The organism is Synechococcus sp. 8F6, assembly GCF_002252665.1.
GTDB lineage: Bacteria > Cyanobacteriota > Cyanobacteriia > PCC-6307 > Cyanobiaceae > Cyanobium_A.
The window spans coordinates 1-16,025 of the sequence record NZ_NQKZ01000008.1 but is presented as its reverse complement, the minus strand read 5'-3'; the positions used below and the strand labels follow the sequence as shown (position 1 = coordinate 16,025).

Below are 16,025 nucleotides of genomic sequence, written 5' to 3'. Positions count from 1 at the left end.
CAGACGCCTGCTCAGGGAGAATGCATCTTCGCTGAGGCCGGTGAATGGGTCGCGCTTGGAACGCCGTGCTGCCTGCGCTGGTGTCGCTGCTGCTGGTTCTGACCTGCTGGCTGGGTGTGGGTATCGCTCCAGCCCAGGCCTACGACAACCCCGACCTCCTACCCGACCACCCCACCCCGGTGATCGACCTGGCCAAGGCCCTCACCGATGGTCAGCGCATCAGCCTGGAAGAAAATCTCACCCGCTTCGAGGCCGATACCGGCTGGAAACTGCGGGTGCTCACCCAGTACGACCGCACCCCAGGCCAGGCGGTGAAGAGCTTCTGGGAGCTTGATGAGCGCAGCCTGCTGCTGGTGGCCGACGAGCGCGGCGGCAACCTGCTCAACTTCAACGTGGGCGATGCCCTGTTTGCGCTGATGCCGCGCACCTACTGGGTGGAGCTGCAAACCCGCTACGGCAACCAGTACTACGTGCGCGACAACGGCCAGGATGCGGCGATCGTCGATGCGCTGACGGCGGTGGAAACCTGCCTGGTGCAGGGCGGCTGCCAGGTGGTGCCGGGTCTGCCGCGGGAGCAGTGGCTGCTCACCCTCTCCACCTCGGTGCTGGGGGGCCTGGTGGTGGGCTTCGCCGCCTATCCCCGCAAAGAGGGGCGCAAAGTGGAATGGGCCTGGGTGCTGCTGCTCTCGCCCCTGTGGCTGATCCTGTTTGGTGCCCTGGGGCTGGGGCCGATCGTGACGCGCACCAGCGATCTGCTGCCGGTGGCCCGCAACACCCTGGCCTTCCTGGGGGCAGCGCTCGCTGCCTACCTGATCGCCGGAGCCACCGTGGGAAAGGCCCGGCTGCGGGACTCAGAGTGAGCTGGTGCGGCTTCTGGGCCCGAGTCGCTCGAGGCTCTCGAGCTGACAGCGCAACGAGGTCGCCGGGGTGCAGGCCGGTTTCGGCGGTTCAGCGGCAGCAACCGTGAGCTGGCCGCGCAGGCGCCCCAGGTTGTCGTCGTAGAAACGCTTGAGGTCGTGGAAGCGCTTCACCGGCTGGCCGTAGAAGCTGCGGCCGGCGAGGGTGGGGAAGCTGGCCCACTCGGGGGCCAATTTGGCCGCCAGCAGCGGCGAGAACACGCCTTGATCAGCTAGGGCCAGGGCACCACGACGCTGGATTAGGTAGATGGCGCCCTGGTCTTGAACCTGGGGGCCAAAGGCCGCGATTCCCAAGGAACGCGAAACCATGTTCCAGGTGAAGGGCATGAACTGGTAGGCTCCAGCGGCCGCACTGGCGTAACGGGCCGTGCGCACCACCCGATCGGGGTGGCGCTCGAGCGACGGCATCAGGCCGCCGCCAAACATGATGCGATAGCCAACGTCGTCGCCATTGGCCCAGGTGCCCTCGGCGAAGCGAATGGTGTTGAGCAACGCCCGGCGCTCAGGCGTGATCGCGAAGATGCGCGGCGGCGGCGGCGGCAGGGGCAGCGCCATCGCCGTGTGGGGATGGGCCTGGATCAGCACTGGAGCAGCCGGATCCTCAGCGGCCCGAACCCCGGGAGCGATCAGGGCCAGGAGGGCCAGCCCGGCCAAACCGACTTGAACAGAGCGAGCTGAACGGGAGCTGGAGCAAGGCAAGGTCATACCGGAGCGAATCAGACGGCAAAACCGCATCCAGGCGGCAAAAACTCGAAAAACGAAACAATTATTGTTCGCGTCAATTTGCCTACCAATTCGCGCAAATCGAGAACATTAGTGCCAATCACACAAGTGTCCATTGGTGTCAACAATCACCGTGAACGGTTCAGATCACTTCCTGCGCCAAGCCTTTGTCGTCAAAACACAACTGATCTTTGGCGCCAGTGAGCCGCTAGGCCGGGGCGAATTGCTGGGTCACAAAGGTCTCGATGGCCTGGGCCGCCTGGACGTTGCCATCGGCAGCCAGGGGGGCTCCCTGGGGCGGCAACAACGGCTGATCCAGTTGCCAGTCGCCGCTGCGGGCCTGCTCCTGGCTGAGCAGGCGGTGCCAGCCATGGCGCACCAGGGCCGCCTCGAGCACCGGGGCCTCGGCAAAGCCGTCGCGATGCACCAGGTGCACCCCCACACCGGCACTCAGGGCTTCACAAAAGGAGCTGTAGCCCGGTTTGGTGAGCAGCCGCCCGCACAGCCCCATCACCTCCAGGGGCCGCACGCCTGGGGGCAACAGCCGGGCATTGGGGGCCTCAGCCAGCGAGGGATCGGAGGAGATGAACACATGGTCGGGCCAGCGACCGAGCAGCTCCGCAGCCAGGTTCAGGCCCAGCCCACCGAAGCTGATCAACACGCAACGCTCTCGTTCAGACGGCAGGCCCAGCTGCTGGGCCAGGGCCGCAGGGTCGAGCCTGGGCTGGCCGGCCGTTAACCCGACCTCCACCTCAGGGATGTCCCAGTCCATCGGCATGGCCAGGGGGCAGCGCAGCAGCAGATCGCCCTGGCGGTAGGCCTCCAGGCTGCGGCGGGCCCAGGTTTGAAATGCCGGCCCCATCGGGCTGTAGATGGCCTCCCAGCCGAAGCTGGCCAACCAGATCAGCGGGGCACCCACCCGCCGGGCCAGCTCGGCGGCAGCCGGCGGCACATCCCCCAACACCAGCAGCGGCTGCCCCTGGGCCAGCAGCCAGGTCGCTTCAGCGGCCCACTGCTCGGGCAGCTGGGCATCGAGGGCCGTCAGGGCCGCCAGGGTGGCCTCCGGATCCGCGCCCAGGGCATCGGCCTGCACCACGCCCACATCCCAGCGGCAGGGGCGACGTTCAAACGGCACCGGCCCCAGGGCCGTGCGCAGAAAGGTTTCGGGCAACGCCGTGGACAGCACCAGCCGCCAGCTGGGTTGCCGCTGATGCAGGGCCGTGAGCACGGCGGCGGTGCGGGAGCCATGGCCGAAGCCATGGGCGCTGATGCAGGCAACGATCAGCATGGGTCAGCGCAGGATCAGCACGGTGCCAGCTGGGCGGCTTGGCTGGGGGCCTGCCAGAGCCGCTCCTCGTACAGCAGTTCACCGCCCAGGCCATACCAGCGGTGACTGGCGCTGCGCAGCTCCTGCCCCACCAGCTCCACCCAGCTGAAGTGGCGCAGGGCCTGGCCGGCGCCGTCGGTGCCGTGACGGGGCACGCAGGCGGTGTTGAGGTAGGCGGTGCCGGCCCGGTCGCGGCAGAAGCTCTGGCGCGCCCCCTGCCCCCGCCTGAGCGCATGGTGCATGTGGCCGAACACCACCAGGGGCACGGAGCGGCGGCGGCGGATCTGCTGGATCGCCAGGGAGAGGTCGAGGTCGCCCCAGTCACAGGCGGGGGGCTTCCAGTCGCGGCCGCAGGGGGAGGCGGCGTCGCTACCGAGGCCGGAAGGGCCGCTGTGGCCCAGGAGCACCAGGGGCCAGTCGGCGGGAGCGGCGGCGGCGGCGGCCGTGATCCGGTCCGCCGACTCCTGCAGGCTCACCGGCCCGCAAGCCGCCTGCACTGCCCGGGAGAGGTTGTAGCCGCCACCGGCCGTGCCAGGCCGGCCCCCCACCACGGCCAGACCCGGCGGGCTGAGGGCCCGCAGCCGCCAGCCGCAGTGCACGTCGCCCAGCAGGTCCATCTGGCGCTGCAGGGTGCGGCCGGAGGCGTCCTTGCCGGCGTCGTGGTTGCCAAGGATGCAGGCCACCGGCAGCGGCAGCTGGCGCAGCAGTGCCGGGATCCGCTGCTGGCCATCGCTGAGGTCGCCCACCACCAGCAGGGCATCCGGAGCAAGCGTCGCCAGCAGAGCGTGATCGGTGTGGTCCCAGGCCCCGTGCAGATCACCGGCAATGGCGATGCGGAGCGTTTTCCCCCCGCCGGGTGCCGCCATCTCCGCTGCCTAGGCTGAGGCCATCCTGCATCAGTTGGGGGCCCGGGTTGGTTTTCGCCGCCATCCAGCACACACCAGCCGTCGACCTGCCCGCGGCGATCGCCGAGCTCAAGCGCCAGCGCAACGCCGTGATCCTGGCGCACTACTACCAGGACGAGGCCATCCAGGACATCGCCGACTTCATCGGCGATTCCCTGGAGCTCTCCCGCAAGGCAGCTGCCACAGAGGCCGATGTGATCGTGTTCTGCGGCGTGCACTTCATGGCCGAAACGGCCAAGATCCTCAATCCTTCAAAAACGGTGCTGCTGCCGGATCTGGAGGCCGGCTGTTCCCTGGCCGACACCTGCCCGGCCGACGCCTTCGCCCGCTTCCGAGCGCAACATCCCGACCACATCGCCGTGAGCTACATCAACTGCTCGGCAGCGGTGAAAGCCCACAGCGACCTGATCTGCACCAGCAGCAATGCGGTGGATCTGGTGCAGCAACTGCCCGCCGATCGGCCGATCCTGTTCGCCCCCGACGAGAACCTCGGCCGCTGGGTGCAGGCCCAGAGCGGCCGGGAGCTCACCCTCTGGCCCGGCAGCTGCCAGGTGCACGTGGCCTTCAGCGAGCAGGCCCTGCTGCAGCTCAAGCTCGAGCATCCGCAAGCCGAGGTGCTGGCCCACCCCGAATGCCAGCAGCACCTGCTGGATCTGGCGGATTTCATCGGCTCCACCAGCGGCCTGCTGCGCCGCGCCGAGGCCAGCCCCGCCACCAGTTTCATCGTGCTCACCGAGCCCGGCATCCTGCATCAGATGCGGCTGAAGCTGCCCCACAAGCACTTTTTTGAGGTGCCCGGCGCCGACGGCTGCAGCTGCAACGCCTGCCCCTACATGCGCCTCAACACCCTGGAGAAGGTGTGGCAGTGCCTGCACGACATGGCACCGGAAATCGTGCTGGACGAGGAGCTACGGCTCAAGGCCCTGGCGCCGATCGAGCGGATGCTGGCGATGAGCCGCTGAACCCACCGCCCCTGAGTCAGTAGCTGTAGTTGGCCACAAACAAGCTGGTGTCGTCGGAGGGCTCGCTGCCGGGCTCGTAGGCGCCGCGGCTGGCGGCTCCGTTGGCGCGGGCCCGGGCCAACGGAGCCGCCTGGCCGGCCGCCCGATCCGTGCCGCCCCAGTGCTTGAGGCAGGAATGCTGCAGGGCGCGACCGTAGGAGAAGCCCAAGTGCCAGGGGGCGCCCTCCTGGGCCGCCACCTGATTGATGGCGTTGAGGCAGAGGCTGGCGTCCTCCTCGCTGAGGCCGCCACTGAGGAACAGGATCGCCGGCACCGCCGCAGGCACGGTGCGGCTGAGGGTGCGCATGGTGAATTCCCCCACCTCCTCGGCACTCGCCTGCCGGGGGCAGTCGGCGCCTGGGCAGGTCATCGAAGGTTTGAGCAGGCTCCCCTCGAGAAACACACCATTCAGCGCCAGGGCTTCGTAGGTGGTGCGCAGAACCCACTCCTGCACTGAGGCGGTGGTGGTGATGTCATGGTCGCCATCCATCAAGATCTCAGGCTCCACGATCGGCACCAGGCCGTGCTCCTGCACCGTGCGGGCGTAGCGGGCCAGCCCCCAGGCGTTCTCACGCACCGCCAGCTCCGATGGCGCGCCGCTGGCGCTGATCTGCAACACAGCGCGCCACTTGGCGAAGCGCGCGCCACGGGCGTAGTAACGGGCCGCGCGCTCCCCCAGGCCCTTGAGCCCGGTGCACCAGCTCTCGCCGGGCACCCCACCAGCCAGGGGTTCCACCCCCTGATCCACCTTGATGCCGGGCACGATTCCCTGGCGCTGAAATAGCTCCACGAGCGGCACGCCGCCAGCCGCAGCGGTGCTGTCTTGAAAGAGGGTTTCCTCGTAGAGGATCACGCCGGAGATGTGGTCGCTGAGGCCTGCGGTAGTGGCCAGCAGGCTGCGGTAGGCACGCCGATGCTCCTCGGTGTTCTCCAGGCCGATGGCCGCGAAGCGCTTGCCGATCGTGCCGGTGGATTCATCCGCCGCCAGCAGCCCCGTGCCCGGGGCCGCCAGGGCCGCAGCGGTGGCGGCGAGCTCATCGCGGAAATCATCCAGGGCCATGGCGGCAGCCTGCGGGAGATCCCTGGCTAGTCGGGCCGCCGCTCATCGTCAACGGTGGACTGGGGGGGAAAGGCAGGGGGGGTGGTCGGAGCAGGGAAGCCACGTGTCGCCACGCTGCCTAGGGTGCCCGAGCCAGGTCATTCACTCCCCCGGCTACCCATGCGCACCATTGCCTTCGCCAATGGCGACCGCATGCCCCTGCTGGGACTGGGCACCTGGAAATCGGCTCCTGGTGATGTGGGTGCTGCGGTGCAGGAAGCCATCCGGCTGGGCTACCGCCACATCGACTGTGCCAGCGTCTATGGCAACGAGCCGGAGGTGGGCGAGGCGATCCGCAGCGCCATCGATGCCGGCGAGGTGAGGCGCGAGGAGCTGTGGATCACCTCCAAGCTCTGGTGCAATGCCCATGGCCGCGACAACGTCGAACCGGCGCTGCGCCGCACCCTTGGGGATCTGGGCCTGGCGTGGCTGGATCTCTACCTGATCCACTGGCCGGTGCCGATCAAGTCCGGCGTGGCCTTTCCCTCCAGCGGGGAAGATTTTCTACCACCGGCGCAGGGGTCGCTCAGATCCACCTGGGAGGGGATGGAAGGCGCCCTGGAGGCTGGGCTCACCCGCCATATCGGTGTGAGCAATGTCTCCAGCCACAAGCTCCACGATCTCCTGAGCCACTGCCGGATCCGGCCGGAGGTGAATCAGGTGGAACGGCACCCCCTGCTGCAACAGCCGGCTTTGCTGGCCGACTGCGCAGCCGAGGGTGTTCACATCACCGCCTACTCACCGCTGGGCTCTGGCGACCGGCCAGCCGCCCTCAAGGGCGCGAATGAACCCGAGCTGCTGACGCACCCGCTGATCAGCGCGATCGCCGCGGAGCATGGCTGCAGCCCCGCCCAGGTGCTGATCGCCTGGCAGCTCCAGAGCGGCATCTCCACCATTCCCAAGTCGGTGAGCCCAGCGCGGCTGCGCGAGAACCTCGCGGCAGCAGAGATCGAACTCACGCCGGCCGATCTCGAGCGGATCAGCGAGCTTGATCAGCACCTCCGCCTGGTGGATGGATCGTTCTGGCTGATGGCGGGCAGCCCCTGGTCGCTGCAGAGCCTCTGGGACGAACCTTGATCCCCGGAGCCCTCCGCATCAACCGACAGTTCCCATGCCTCTCCCCCCCGCCAGCCTGCTGGAGCTCACCCCCCAGGGGCTCTACTGCCGGGCGGCCGGGGCCTGGATCGACCCCTGGCGGCCGGTACCCCGAGCCCTGATCACCCATGCCCATGCCGACCACGCCCGGCCCGGCTGCCGCGAATACTGGGCCATCGGCGCCAGCGAGGCGATCCTGCGGCAGCGGCTCGGAGCCAGCATCAACCTGATCCCGGTGGACTACGGCCAAGCGCACCGCATCGGCGACGCCAGGGTGTCGTTTCACAGCGCCGGCCACGTGCTCGGCAGCGCCCAGATCCGTCTGGAGGCTGGCGGCGAGAGCTGGCTGGTGAGCGGCGACTACAAACGCTGCGCCGACCCCAGCTGCACGCCGTTTGAACCCGTACAGGCTGATGTGTTCATCAGCGAGGCTACCTTCGGACTGCCGATCTACCGCTGGCAGAGCGGGGCCGCGGTGGCCCGGGAGATCCTGGCGTGGTGGCGGGCGGCGCCGGAGCGCCCCTCGCTCCTGTTTGCCTATGCCTTCGGCAAGGCCCAACGGCTGCTGGCCGAGCTGGCCGGAATCGGTGTGACGGAAGAGGTGCTGCTGCACGGCGCCGTGGAGGCGCTGATGCCCGCCTACCGCGAAGCCGGTGTGGTGCTGCCGCCCACGCAGGCCGTGAGCGCCATCGCCAGGGGCGAATCCCTGGCCGGCCGGCTGGTGATCGCCCCGCCCTCAGCCCACCGCTCGCCGTGGATGAAGCGCTTCAAGCTGCCGCAAACGGCGTTTGTGAGCGGCTGGATGGCCGTGCGCGGCGCCCGCCGCCGCCGGGGCTATGAGCGCGGCTTCGTGATGAGCGACCATGCCGACTGGCCCGGCCTGATCGCCAGCGTGAACGACAGCGGCGCCCGCCAGGTGTACGTCACCCATGGCAACAGCGATGGCCTGGCCCGCTACCTGCGCGAGGTGGAGGGGATCAGCGCCGAGGCGCTGGAGGGGGGCCATGGCCCCAGCCGCGAAAGCCCAGACCCCGCCGCCTGACCATGCGCCGTTTCGCCGCGCTCTACAGCGAGCTCGATGGGAGCAGCGGCACGGGTGCCCGGGTCGCAGCCCTGGCCGCCTACTTCGCCAGCGCCGATCCGGCCGATGCCGCCTGGGCCCTGCACGTGTTGCTGGGCAAGCAGGGCAAGCGCCTGATCACCGGACGGCGGCTGCGCCAGATCTGCCTGGAGGGCTCCCCCATCCCGGAATGGCTGTTTGACGACTGCTACGCCCACGTTGGCGACTCGGCCGAAACCATCGCGCTGCTTTGGCAGCCCTCCGACCAGGAGGCACGGGCGGACCGACCCCTCCACCACTGGATGGCGGAGCTGTTACCTGCCGCCGCAGCCCTGGACGGGGCCGCGCAGGCCGAAGCCGTGCGGCAGCTGTGGCAGGGCCTGAGCCCCGGCGAGCTGCTGGTGGCCAACAAGCTGCTCACCGGCGGCCTGCGGGTGGGTGTGGCCCAGGGCCTGGTGCTGCGGGCCCTGGCACGCCTGAGCGGCCTGGAGGAAGCTCTGTTGCAGCACCGGTTGATGGGGGGCTTTGAGGCCAGCGCCGAGGTCTTTCTCGCCCTGCTGGCCCCAACCGACCAAGGCGCAGCGTTGCCCAGCCGGCCCTATCCGTTTTTTCTGGCCGCACCGCTGGAACTCCCCGACGGCGCCGCGCCCCTACCCGGCCCCAGCAGCGCCTGGCTGGCGGAGTGGAAATTCGACGGCATCCGCGGCCAACTGATCCGCCGCAGCGGCGAGAGCTTTCTGTGGAGCCGCGGCGAGGAGCTGATCAACGCCGCCTTTCCGGAATTGATCGCGGCGGCCGGCTGCCTGGACGAGGGCACCGTGCTCGACGGCGAGGTGCTCGTGTGGCCCCAGGGCATCGAGCGCCCGGCCCCCTTTGCCCAGCTGCAGCGTCGCCTCGGCCGCAAGGCACCGGGCCGCAAGCTGCTGGCGGAGTGCCCGGCCAGCTTTGTGGCCTACGACCTGCTGGAGCGAGGGGGCGAAGACTGGCGCCCCAGGCCCCTGAACCAACGCCGGGCCGCCCTGGAGGAGCTCCACCAGCAGCTCCAGCAGACGACACCAACCCCGGAAGCCAGGCTCCTGCGCCTGTCCCCCCGACTCCCCCTGGACAGCTGGACACAGCTCGAGCCGCTGCGCCAGCAGGCCAGCACCGCCGCCGCCGAGGGCCTGATGCTCAAGGCGCTGGCGTCGCCCTACCTGGCCGGCCGCAAACGCGGCCATTGGTGGAAGCACAAGCGCGATCCCTACACCCTTGATGCGGTGCTGCTCTACGCCCAGGCCGGCAGCGGTCGCCGCGCCAACCTGTTCACCGACTACACCTTCGGGTTGTGGAACGGGGAGGGCGAACTCGTGAGCTTCGCCAAGGCCTACTCCGGCCTCGACGATGGCGAGATCACAGCCCTGGACCGCTGGATCCGTCAGCACACCAGCGAGCGCTTCGGCCCGGTGCGGGCCGTGGAGCCGCAGCAGGTGTTCGAGCTGGCCTTCGAAGGGCTGCAGCACTCACCGCGCCACAAGAGCGGCCTGGCCGTGCGCTTTCCCCGCATCCGCCGCTGGCGCCACGACAAACCGGCCTGTGAGGCCGACACCCTCGCCAGTGCCCTGGCGCTGCTGCAGCCCTGAGGCACCGCAACATCGATCGCAACCTGCCCATCATGGACTGAATCCCTCGGCTGAGCCCATGCCCACGGCTGCGCCCACGCCCTCCGCCACGCCACCGGGCCAGGGCCTGCAGCGGCGCGATCGCCAACCGGAGGTGATGGATCAGCCGGGGCTGGATCCGGCCGAGCACGCCCGTGCCCTGGCCGGGCTGCGACGCATCAATCGCATCAGCGGCCTGGCGGCGAGCCTGCTGAAACCGATTGAGGCGCTGGCCCGCCGCCGGGGTGGCGCACCCCTGCAGGTGCTGGAGCTGGCCTGCGGTGGCGGCGACACCGCCATCGATCTGGCCCTGATGGCCCAGCGCCGAGGCCTGGCCCTGGAGCTGCGCGCCTGCGACCTCAACCCAGAGGCGGTGCGAATCGCCGAGGCCAATGCCCAACGGCGCGGCGCGCCGGTGGAGTTCTTCTGCGCCGATGCCCTCGCCGCTCCCCCAGCGCCGGGCGAAGCCGACGTGGTGTTCTGTTCGCTGTTTCTGCACCACCTCCCCGACGCCGATGCCGAGCGGCTGCTGGCGCTGATGGCCCAGCGGGCCCTCCACCTGGTGCTGGTGAACGACCTGATCCGCAGCCGCCTGGGGTATGCCCTGGCCTGGACCGGCACCCGCCTGCTCAGCCGCTCCTGGGTGGTGCACACCGATGGGCTCCTCTCGGTGCGCGCCGCCTTTCAACCGGCGGAGGTGCTGGCGATGGCCGAGCGGGCCGGACTCGCTGGATCCTCCCTGCAGCGCTGCTGGCCCGAGCGTTATCTGTTGCGCTGGGAGCGTGGCCTGGAGCAAGGCCATGGCTGAGTTGCAGCATGCCAACGGCTGGGATGTGGTGGTGGTGGGGGCAGGCCCGGCCGGTGGCCTGGCGGCCCTGGATCTGGCCCAGCGGGGGCTGCGGGTGTTGCTGGTGGAGAAGCGGGCCTTTCCCCGCTGGAAGGTGTGTGGCTGCTGCCTCAATGCCCAGGCCCAGGCGGTGCTGGCGGCGGTGGGGCAGGGCCAGCTGATCGAGAGCCAGGGTGGTGTGCCGCTGCAGCGGCTGCAACTGGGCCACCGGGGCCAGGAGGCGTCACTGGCCCTGCCCGATGGCCGCGCCCTGTCGCGGGAGCGGTTCGACCAGGCCCTGGTGCAGGCGTCGATCACCGCAGGTGCCAGCTTCCGGGCCAGCACCACGGCCCAGCTGGGCCCGGCAGACGCCACCGGACGGACCGTGACGCTGCACGAGCGCGGCAGTCGCCAGTCCCAATCGGTGCGGGCCAAGGTGGTGCTGGTGGCCGCCGGCCTGGCCCAGCGCTGCATCCCCGCCGGCGAGGCCGGTGCCCCGATCATCCAGCGTCACTCCCGGATCGGGGCGGGCTGCGTGCTGCCGGACGCGGCGGCCGCCTATCCGTCCGGCCGCATCCACATGGCCATCGGCCGCGAGGGCTACGTGGGCCTGGTGCGGCGCGAGGATGGCCAGCTCAACCTGGCGGCGGCCTTCGATCGCCAGGCAATCCAGTGTCCTGGCCCAAGCAGCAGCAGCGGTGCAGCCGCTGCAGCCCGAACGGTGCTGGCGAGCGCCGGCTTCCCGATCCCGATGGGGCTGGAGCAGGCGCGCTGGCAGCTCACCCCCGCCCTCAGCCGTCGCGCCGCGGTGGTGGCTGGCGAGCGCTTTCTGGTGCTGGGCGACGCGGCGGGCTATGTGGAGCCCTTCACCGGCGAAGGCATGGCCTGGGCCCTCACCGCCGGCGCTGCCGCGGCGCCCCTCGTACTGGCGGGGCTGGAGTGCTGGAGCCCAGCCCTGGAGCGCCGCTGGCAGCGGGAGCTGCGCCAGCAGATTGGCCGCCGCCAACGGCTCTGCCGCGGCCTGGCCCTGCTGTTGCGCCAGCCGGGGGCCACAGCCCTGGCCTTTGGCGTCAGCCAACACCTGCCGGCCGTCGCCGAGCAGCTGGTGGCCCAGCTCAACCATGTGACTGTCCCCTCCCTGCAGGTGTCGCCATGCCCCTGAGCATCCGCGGCATCGGCACCGCCACTCCGCCCCACCAGCTGAACCAGGCCGAAGCCATGGCCCTGGCGGAACGGGTGAGTGCCGACAACGGCAGCCGGGCCGCCCTGGTGCGGCGGATCCAGGGCCGCACCCAGGTGCGCCAGCGCGGCAGCGTGCTGGCCACGGGCAACGCCAACCAGCAGCCCAGCGACGAGCGGCTGCCCTTCTACGGCAACCAGAGCCCCACCACGGCCGCCCGCATGGCCGCATTCGCCGACCATGCCGCTCCTCTGGCCCTGGACGCGGTGCGCGGCGCCCTGGCTGATGCGGCGATCGAAGCCCCCCGGATCACCCATCTGATCACCGTGTGCTGCACGGGCTTCCAGGCGCCGGGATTGGATCTGGCCCTGATCCACCAGCTCGGCCTGGATCCGGGGGTGCAGCGCACCCACGTGGGTTTCATGGGCTGCCACGGTGCCCTCAACGGTCTGCGGGTGGCCCAGGCCTTCGTGGAGGCGGATGCCGAGGCGGTGGTGCTGCTCTGTGCGGTGGAGCTATGCAGCCTGCACCTGTATTACGGCTGGGATCCGGAGAAGGTGGTGGCCAATGCCCTGTTTGCCGATGGGGCGGCCGCCCTGGTGGCCACCGCCAAGCCCGCCAACCCCAGCCCCTGCCCTGGCTCCCTCCTCAACCTGCTGGCCACTGGCTCCACCGTGATCCCCCACACCGCCGACTTGATGCACTGGCAGATCGGCGACCACGGCTTCGAGATGGGCCTCTCCTCGAAGGTGCCGGAGGCGGTGGCCGCCCAGCTGGGTCCCTGGCTCGAGCACTGGCTGCACCCCAGACACCTCCGCCTGGCGGAGATCGCCAGCTGGGCAGTGCACCCCGGCGGCCCGCGCATCCTGCAGGCCTGCGCCGCCGCCCTCCAGCTGGAGCCCCACCAGATCGCCACATCCCAGGCCGTGCTGCAGGAGCACGGCAACATGTCGTCGGCCACGATCCTGTTCATCCTCGATCGCCTGCGCCAGGCGGCGGTTCCCGGCCCGTGCCTGGCCCTGGCCTTTGGGCCGGGGCTCTGCGCCGAGGTGGCCCTGCTGGAGCTGGCCGCTGCATGACGCTGTCCATGGCGCCGATCGAGGCCTGGTTCAGCCAGCAGGGCTGGACGCCGCTGCCCTTCCAACGCCAGAGCTGGCAGGCCTACCTGGAGGGCAGGAGCGGCCTGATCCAGGTGCCCACCGGCTCCGGCAAGACCTATGCCGCCGTGATGGGTCCGATCGCCGAGATGCTCGCCGTGCAGGGGGCAGACACAACGCAGCGCCGTCTCCAGGATTGCGTACAGACCGTACAGAAACAGGGAGAGTCTGAAAACAACAAGCGCCCCCGACGCACCACCACACCCCAAACCAACATCCAGGGCCTGCGGCTGCTCTACATCACCCCCCTGCGCGCCCTCAGCCGCGATCTCGCCCTCGCCATCCAGCAACCGATCGAAGCCATGGGCTGGCCGCTGCAGGTGGGCATCCGCAATGGCGACACCGCCAGCAGCGCACGCACCCGGCAGCTGCGCAGCCCGCCCCAGATCCTGATCACCACCCCGGAATCACTGGCGCTGCTACTGGCCAATCCCAAGGCGACGGAGCTGTTCAGCGGGCTCCAGGCGGTGGTGCTGGATGAGTGGCACGAGCTGATGGGCAGCAAGCGCGGCAGCCAAACCGAGCTCTGCCTGAGCTGGCTGCGGCGGCTGCGGCCCGGCCTGCGCACCTGGGCGATCAGCGCCACGATCGGCAACCTTGAGGAAGCGGCTCAAACCGCCCTTGGCACTGGCCCCGAGCCCTGCCTGATTACGGCACCGATCGCCCGGGCCACGGCGATCCGCAGCCTGCTGCCCGAGAGCATCGACGGCTTTCCCTGGGCCGGCCACCTGGGCCTGCGCATGTACGAGGAACTGGTGGCGGCGCTGGAGCCAGGGGTGTCCACCCTGCTGTTCACCAACACCCGCAACCAGGCCGAGCGCTGGCACCAGTGCCTGCGCTATGCCTGCCCGGAGATGGAGGGCGCCCTGGCCCTGCACCACAGCGCCATCGACCGGGCCGAGCGCGAAGCGATCGAGGCAGGCGTCAAAAATGGGGCCCTGCGCTGGGTGGTGGCCACCAGCTCCCTGGATCTGGGCGTCGACTTTCAGCCGGTGGAGCGGGTGGTGCAGATCGGCTCGGCCAAAAACGTGGCGCGGCTGTTGCAGCGGGCCGGCCGCAGCGCCCACAGCCCCGGCGGCACCTCCCAGGTGCTGTTCATGCCCACCCATGCTCTCGAGCTGCTGGAGCTGAGCGCCCTGCGGCGGGGCCTGGCCGCGGGTTTGGTGGAGGAGCGCCGGCCGCCAACGGCCCCGATCGACGTGCTGCTCCAGCACCTCACCAGCCTGGCCTGCGGGCCGGGCTTCGAACCGGCCCAGGAGCTGGCGGCGGTGCGCACGGCCTGGAGCTATCGGCAGCTCAGCGATGCCGACTGGCAGTGGTGTCTGCGCTTCCTCGAGCACGGCGGCGACTGCCTTGGTGCCTATCCGCGTTACCGCAAGCTCGAGCGCGATGGCGATCTCTATTTCGTAAAGGAAAAGGCGATCGCCCGGATGCACCGCCTGCACATCGGCACCATCACCGCCGACCGAGCCGTCACGGTGCGCTTTGTGCGCGGTGCCGTGCTCGGCCATGTGGAAGAGGCCTTCATCGGCCGGCTCAAAGCCGGCGACGTGTTCTTCTTCGCGGGCCGGCAGCTGGAGTTTGTGCGGCTGCGGGAGATGACGGCCCAGGTGAAGGCCAGCTCCAAAAAAAGCAACACCGTGCCCGCCTGGGCAGGCGGCCAGATGGCCCTCTCCGACCTACTCAGCCGCCACCTACGCGCCGAAGTGGATCGTTGCAGCCGCGCCCTGGCGGGAGAAGCCAAGCTCAATAGCCCCGAACTTGTGGCGCTCGAGCCCCTACTGCAGCGCCAGGTGCAGCTCTCCCGGCTACCAAGGCAACACGAATTGCTGGTGGAGGTGTGCAACAGCCGCGAAGGCAGCCACCTCTATGCCTATCCATTTGAGGGGCGCTTTGTGCATGAGGGCCTGGGTTTTCTCTGGGCCTGGCGCCTGGCCCGTCACCAAGCCAGCACGATCACGGTGTCGGTAAACGACTACGGCTTTGAACTACTGGCGCCTAAAAACTATCCATTTGAAGAGTTATTTGAGCTACACGCCGAAGAACTGCTTGACGCCACCAATCTCAAGGACGACTTGGAGCAAGCAATCAACCTCTCAGAGCTATGCCGGAGGCGTTTCCGCGCCATTGCCCAGATCAGCGGCTTGGTGCTGAACGGCTACCCCGGCCAGTCCAAATCCGGCGGTCAACTGCAGATCAGTGCCGCCCTGCTCTACGACGTGTTCAGCCGCCACGAACCCGCCAACCGCCTCCTGGCCCAGGCCAGATCGGAAGTGCTCACCGAACAGCTGGATCTGCCCCGGATCACCCTGGCCTTGCAGCGGCTGCAGCGATGCAGTTTGCAGCTAGAGCGCACCCCCCGGCCCGGCCCCCTGGCCTTCCCCTTACTGGCGGAGCGCCTAAACAACCGGATGAGTAATGAGTCGCTGCTGCAGCGCCTGGAGCGCTTGCGCCAGGAGGCTGAGCGCGCCGAAGAAGGTGGGCTTACTCAATACATCGACTGACGTAACCAGGGATGAATTGAGGTCCTACTAAGAAGCTCGCCCTCATCACCAGTCAGAGAGAAGGACTTAAGTGGATGGAATTCTGGCGCTCGATTCCAAACGCCTCCCCGAGCGTAGATGATGTTTGAACCGCACCGCGGCTTCTACAACGGCCCACGCATCCGTTAAGAGTTTGCGGAAAAACGGGCTGAACGGCCTCGCTTTCCCCTCCTGAGAGGTGATCAGGTTCTGATCGAGCTGGCTTTCAGTGGATCAACGGTTCAGAACGCCCGATTTCAGCCGTTTTGCCCCGTTTGGGCTCCTTGATCGCTGTCACCTGGCCACACCTCTGGGTAACCACGTGCTCATGCCGCCGCCATTGCCGGCTTGAGCAGGTTGCCCAAGCGGATCAGGTTGTAGGCGATCACATGCAGGCCAAACACTGCGCTCACCTTTTCGGTGCCGCGCAGCTTGAACTGGCGCAGACCGCCCCACTGCTTGATCCAGCCAAACACCTTCTCGATGCCGCGGCGGGCGTGGATCGACTTGGCGTAACCCTCGTGGCAGGTGGTGCGGCCATCGATGGCGGAACCACCAGGGCGGCTGGTGTTCTGC

At 69.1% G+C, this 16,025-nt stretch carries 14 protein-coding genes; 9 read left to right on the top strand and 5 right to left on the bottom strand.

Annotated features, from left to right (window positions below):
• The first annotated feature begins 44 nt into the window (after positions 1-44).
• Positions 45-860: a TPM domain-containing protein gene (locus CJZ78_RS07355; RefSeq protein ID WP_094560264.1), complete on the top strand. Its 816-nt coding sequence runs from the start codon at positions 45-47 to the stop codon at positions 858-860.
• Here CJZ78_RS07355 and CJZ78_RS07350 read toward each other — a convergent pair.
• The 3 genes from CJZ78_RS07350 to CJZ78_RS07340 all read right to left on the bottom strand — a co-directional run bounded on the left by CJZ78_RS07350 (position 852) and on the right by CJZ78_RS07340 (position 3,833).
• Positions 852-1,571, bottom strand: a complete 720-nt coding sequence (locus tag CJZ78_RS07350; RefSeq protein ID WP_233128567.1) for a glycoside hydrolase family 104 protein — start codon at positions 1,569-1,571, stop codon at positions 852-854. The genes CJZ78_RS07355 and CJZ78_RS07350 overlap by 9 nt on opposite strands.
• Positions 1,572-1,848: 277 nt before the next feature.
• Positions 1,849-2,928, bottom strand: a complete 1,080-nt coding sequence (locus CJZ78_RS07345; protein WP_094560262.1) for a hypothetical protein — start codon at positions 2,926-2,928, stop codon at positions 1,849-1,851.
• A gap of 14 nt (positions 2,929-2,942) precedes the next feature.
• The gene (locus CJZ78_RS07340; RefSeq protein ID WP_094560261.1) at positions 2,943-3,833 is read right to left on the bottom strand and encodes a TIGR04168 family protein; all 891 of its coding nucleotides are present in this window, start codon (positions 3,831-3,833) and stop codon (positions 2,943-2,945) included.
• Between the two features lie 47 nt (positions 3,834-3,880).
• Between CJZ78_RS07340 and nadA the strand changes: the two genes are divergently transcribed.
• Positions 3,881-4,834 carry a quinolinate synthase NadA gene (nadA, locus tag CJZ78_RS07335; protein WP_094560260.1) on the top strand — a complete coding sequence of 318 codons (954 nt, stop codon included), beginning with the start codon at positions 3,881-3,883 and terminating at the stop codon, positions 4,832-4,834.
• Positions 4,835-4,850: 16 nt separating this feature from the next.
• Here the strand turns inward: nadA and CJZ78_RS07330 are convergent, their stop codons facing one another.
• Positions 4,851-5,933 (bottom strand): class I fructose-bisphosphate aldolase, encoded by a 1,083-nt coding sequence (locus CJZ78_RS07330; RefSeq protein WP_094560259.1) that lies wholly within the window; start codon positions 5,931-5,933, stop codon positions 4,851-4,853.
• 159 nt (positions 5,934-6,092) lie between these two features.
• On the opposite strand from CJZ78_RS07330, the gene CJZ78_RS07325 reads away from it, so the two are divergent.
• Genes CJZ78_RS07325 through CJZ78_RS07295 form a run of 7 tightly spaced genes read left to right on the top strand, consistent with a single transcriptional unit; the run spans position 6,093 to position 15,431 of the window.
• Positions 6,093-7,049 carry an aldo/keto reductase gene (locus CJZ78_RS07325; protein ID WP_094560258.1) on the top strand — a complete coding sequence of 319 codons (957 nt, stop codon included), beginning with the start codon at positions 6,093-6,095 and terminating at the stop codon, positions 7,047-7,049.
• A 34-nt stretch (positions 7,050-7,083) separates the two neighbouring features.
• The gene (locus tag CJZ78_RS07320) at positions 7,084-8,109 is read left to right on the top strand and encodes a ligase-associated DNA damage response exonuclease (RefSeq protein ID WP_198953859.1); all 1,026 of its coding nucleotides are present in this window, start codon (positions 7,084-7,086) and stop codon (positions 8,107-8,109) included.
• 2 nt (positions 8,110-8,111) lie between these two features.
• Positions 8,112-9,746, top strand: coding sequence for an ATP-dependent DNA ligase (locus tag CJZ78_RS07315; protein WP_094560257.1), 1,635 nt, complete (start codon positions 8,112-8,114; stop codon positions 9,744-9,746).
• Between the two features lie 58 nt (positions 9,747-9,804).
• Positions 9,805-10,572, top strand: coding sequence for a methyltransferase domain-containing protein (locus CJZ78_RS07310; protein ID WP_094560256.1), 768 nt, complete (start codon positions 9,805-9,807; stop codon positions 10,570-10,572).
• Positions 10,565-11,752: an NAD(P)/FAD-dependent oxidoreductase gene (locus CJZ78_RS07305; protein ID WP_094560423.1), complete on the top strand. Its 1,188-nt coding sequence runs from the start codon at positions 10,565-10,567 to the stop codon at positions 11,750-11,752. Before CJZ78_RS07310 ends, CJZ78_RS07305 begins: the two co-directional genes overlap by 8 nt.
• The gene (locus CJZ78_RS07300) at positions 11,743-12,849 is read left to right on the top strand and encodes a type III polyketide synthase (protein ID WP_094560255.1); all 1,107 of its coding nucleotides are present in this window, start codon (positions 11,743-11,745) and stop codon (positions 12,847-12,849) included. The genes CJZ78_RS07305 and CJZ78_RS07300 overlap by 10 nt, the downstream gene beginning before the upstream one ends.
• Complete coding sequence (locus CJZ78_RS07295) at positions 12,846-15,431, top strand: ligase-associated DNA damage response DEXH box helicase (protein ID WP_094560254.1); 2,586 nt, start codon at positions 12,846-12,848, stop codon at positions 15,429-15,431. Before CJZ78_RS07300 ends, CJZ78_RS07295 begins: the two co-directional genes overlap by 4 nt.
• Before the next feature lie 344 nt (positions 15,432-15,775).
• Here CJZ78_RS07295 and CJZ78_RS07290 read toward each other — a convergent pair.
• Positions 15,776-16,025: transposase (locus tag CJZ78_RS07290; RefSeq protein WP_143592866.1), on the bottom strand; the 250-nt coding region annotated here is incomplete at its 5' end.

Excerpts from the sequence above, each read along its gene's own strand:
- CJZ78_RS07355 (WP_094560264.1), top strand. The coding sequence starts at position 45 with ATGGGTCGCGCTTGGAACGCCGTGCTGCCTGCGCTGGTGTCGCTGCTG.
- CJZ78_RS07345 (WP_094560262.1), bottom strand. The coding sequence starts at position 2,928 with ATGCTGATCGTTGCCTGCATCAGCGCCCATGGCTTCGGCCATGGCTCC.
- CJZ78_RS07340 (WP_094560261.1), bottom strand. The coding sequence starts at position 3,833 with ATGGCGGCACCCGGCGGGGGGAAAACGCTCCGCATCGCCATTGCCGGT.
- CJZ78_RS07330 (WP_094560259.1), bottom strand. The coding sequence starts at position 5,933 with ATGGCCCTGGATGATTTCCGCGATGAGCTCGCCGCCACCGCTGCGGCC.
- CJZ78_RS07325 (WP_094560258.1), top strand. The coding sequence starts at position 6,093 with ATGCGCACCATTGCCTTCGCCAATGGCGACCGCATGCCCCTGCTGGGA.
- CJZ78_RS07320 (WP_198953859.1), top strand. The coding sequence starts at position 7,084 with ATGCCTCTCCCCCCCGCCAGCCTGCTGGAGCTCACCCCCCAGGGGCTC.
- CJZ78_RS07315 (WP_094560257.1), top strand. The coding sequence starts at position 8,112 with ATGCGCCGTTTCGCCGCGCTCTACAGCGAGCTCGATGGGAGCAGCGGC.
- CJZ78_RS07310 (WP_094560256.1), top strand. The coding sequence starts at position 9,805 with ATGCCCACGGCTGCGCCCACGCCCTCCGCCACGCCACCGGGCCAGGGC.
- CJZ78_RS07305 (WP_094560423.1), top strand. The coding sequence starts at position 10,565 with ATGGCTGAGTTGCAGCATGCCAACGGCTGGGATGTGGTGGTGGTGGGG.
- CJZ78_RS07300 (WP_094560255.1), top strand. The coding sequence starts at position 11,743 with ATGCCCCTGAGCATCCGCGGCATCGGCACCGCCACTCCGCCCCACCAG.
- CJZ78_RS07295 (WP_094560254.1), top strand. The coding sequence starts at position 12,846 with ATGACGCTGTCCATGGCGCCGATCGAGGCCTGGTTCAGCCAGCAGGGC.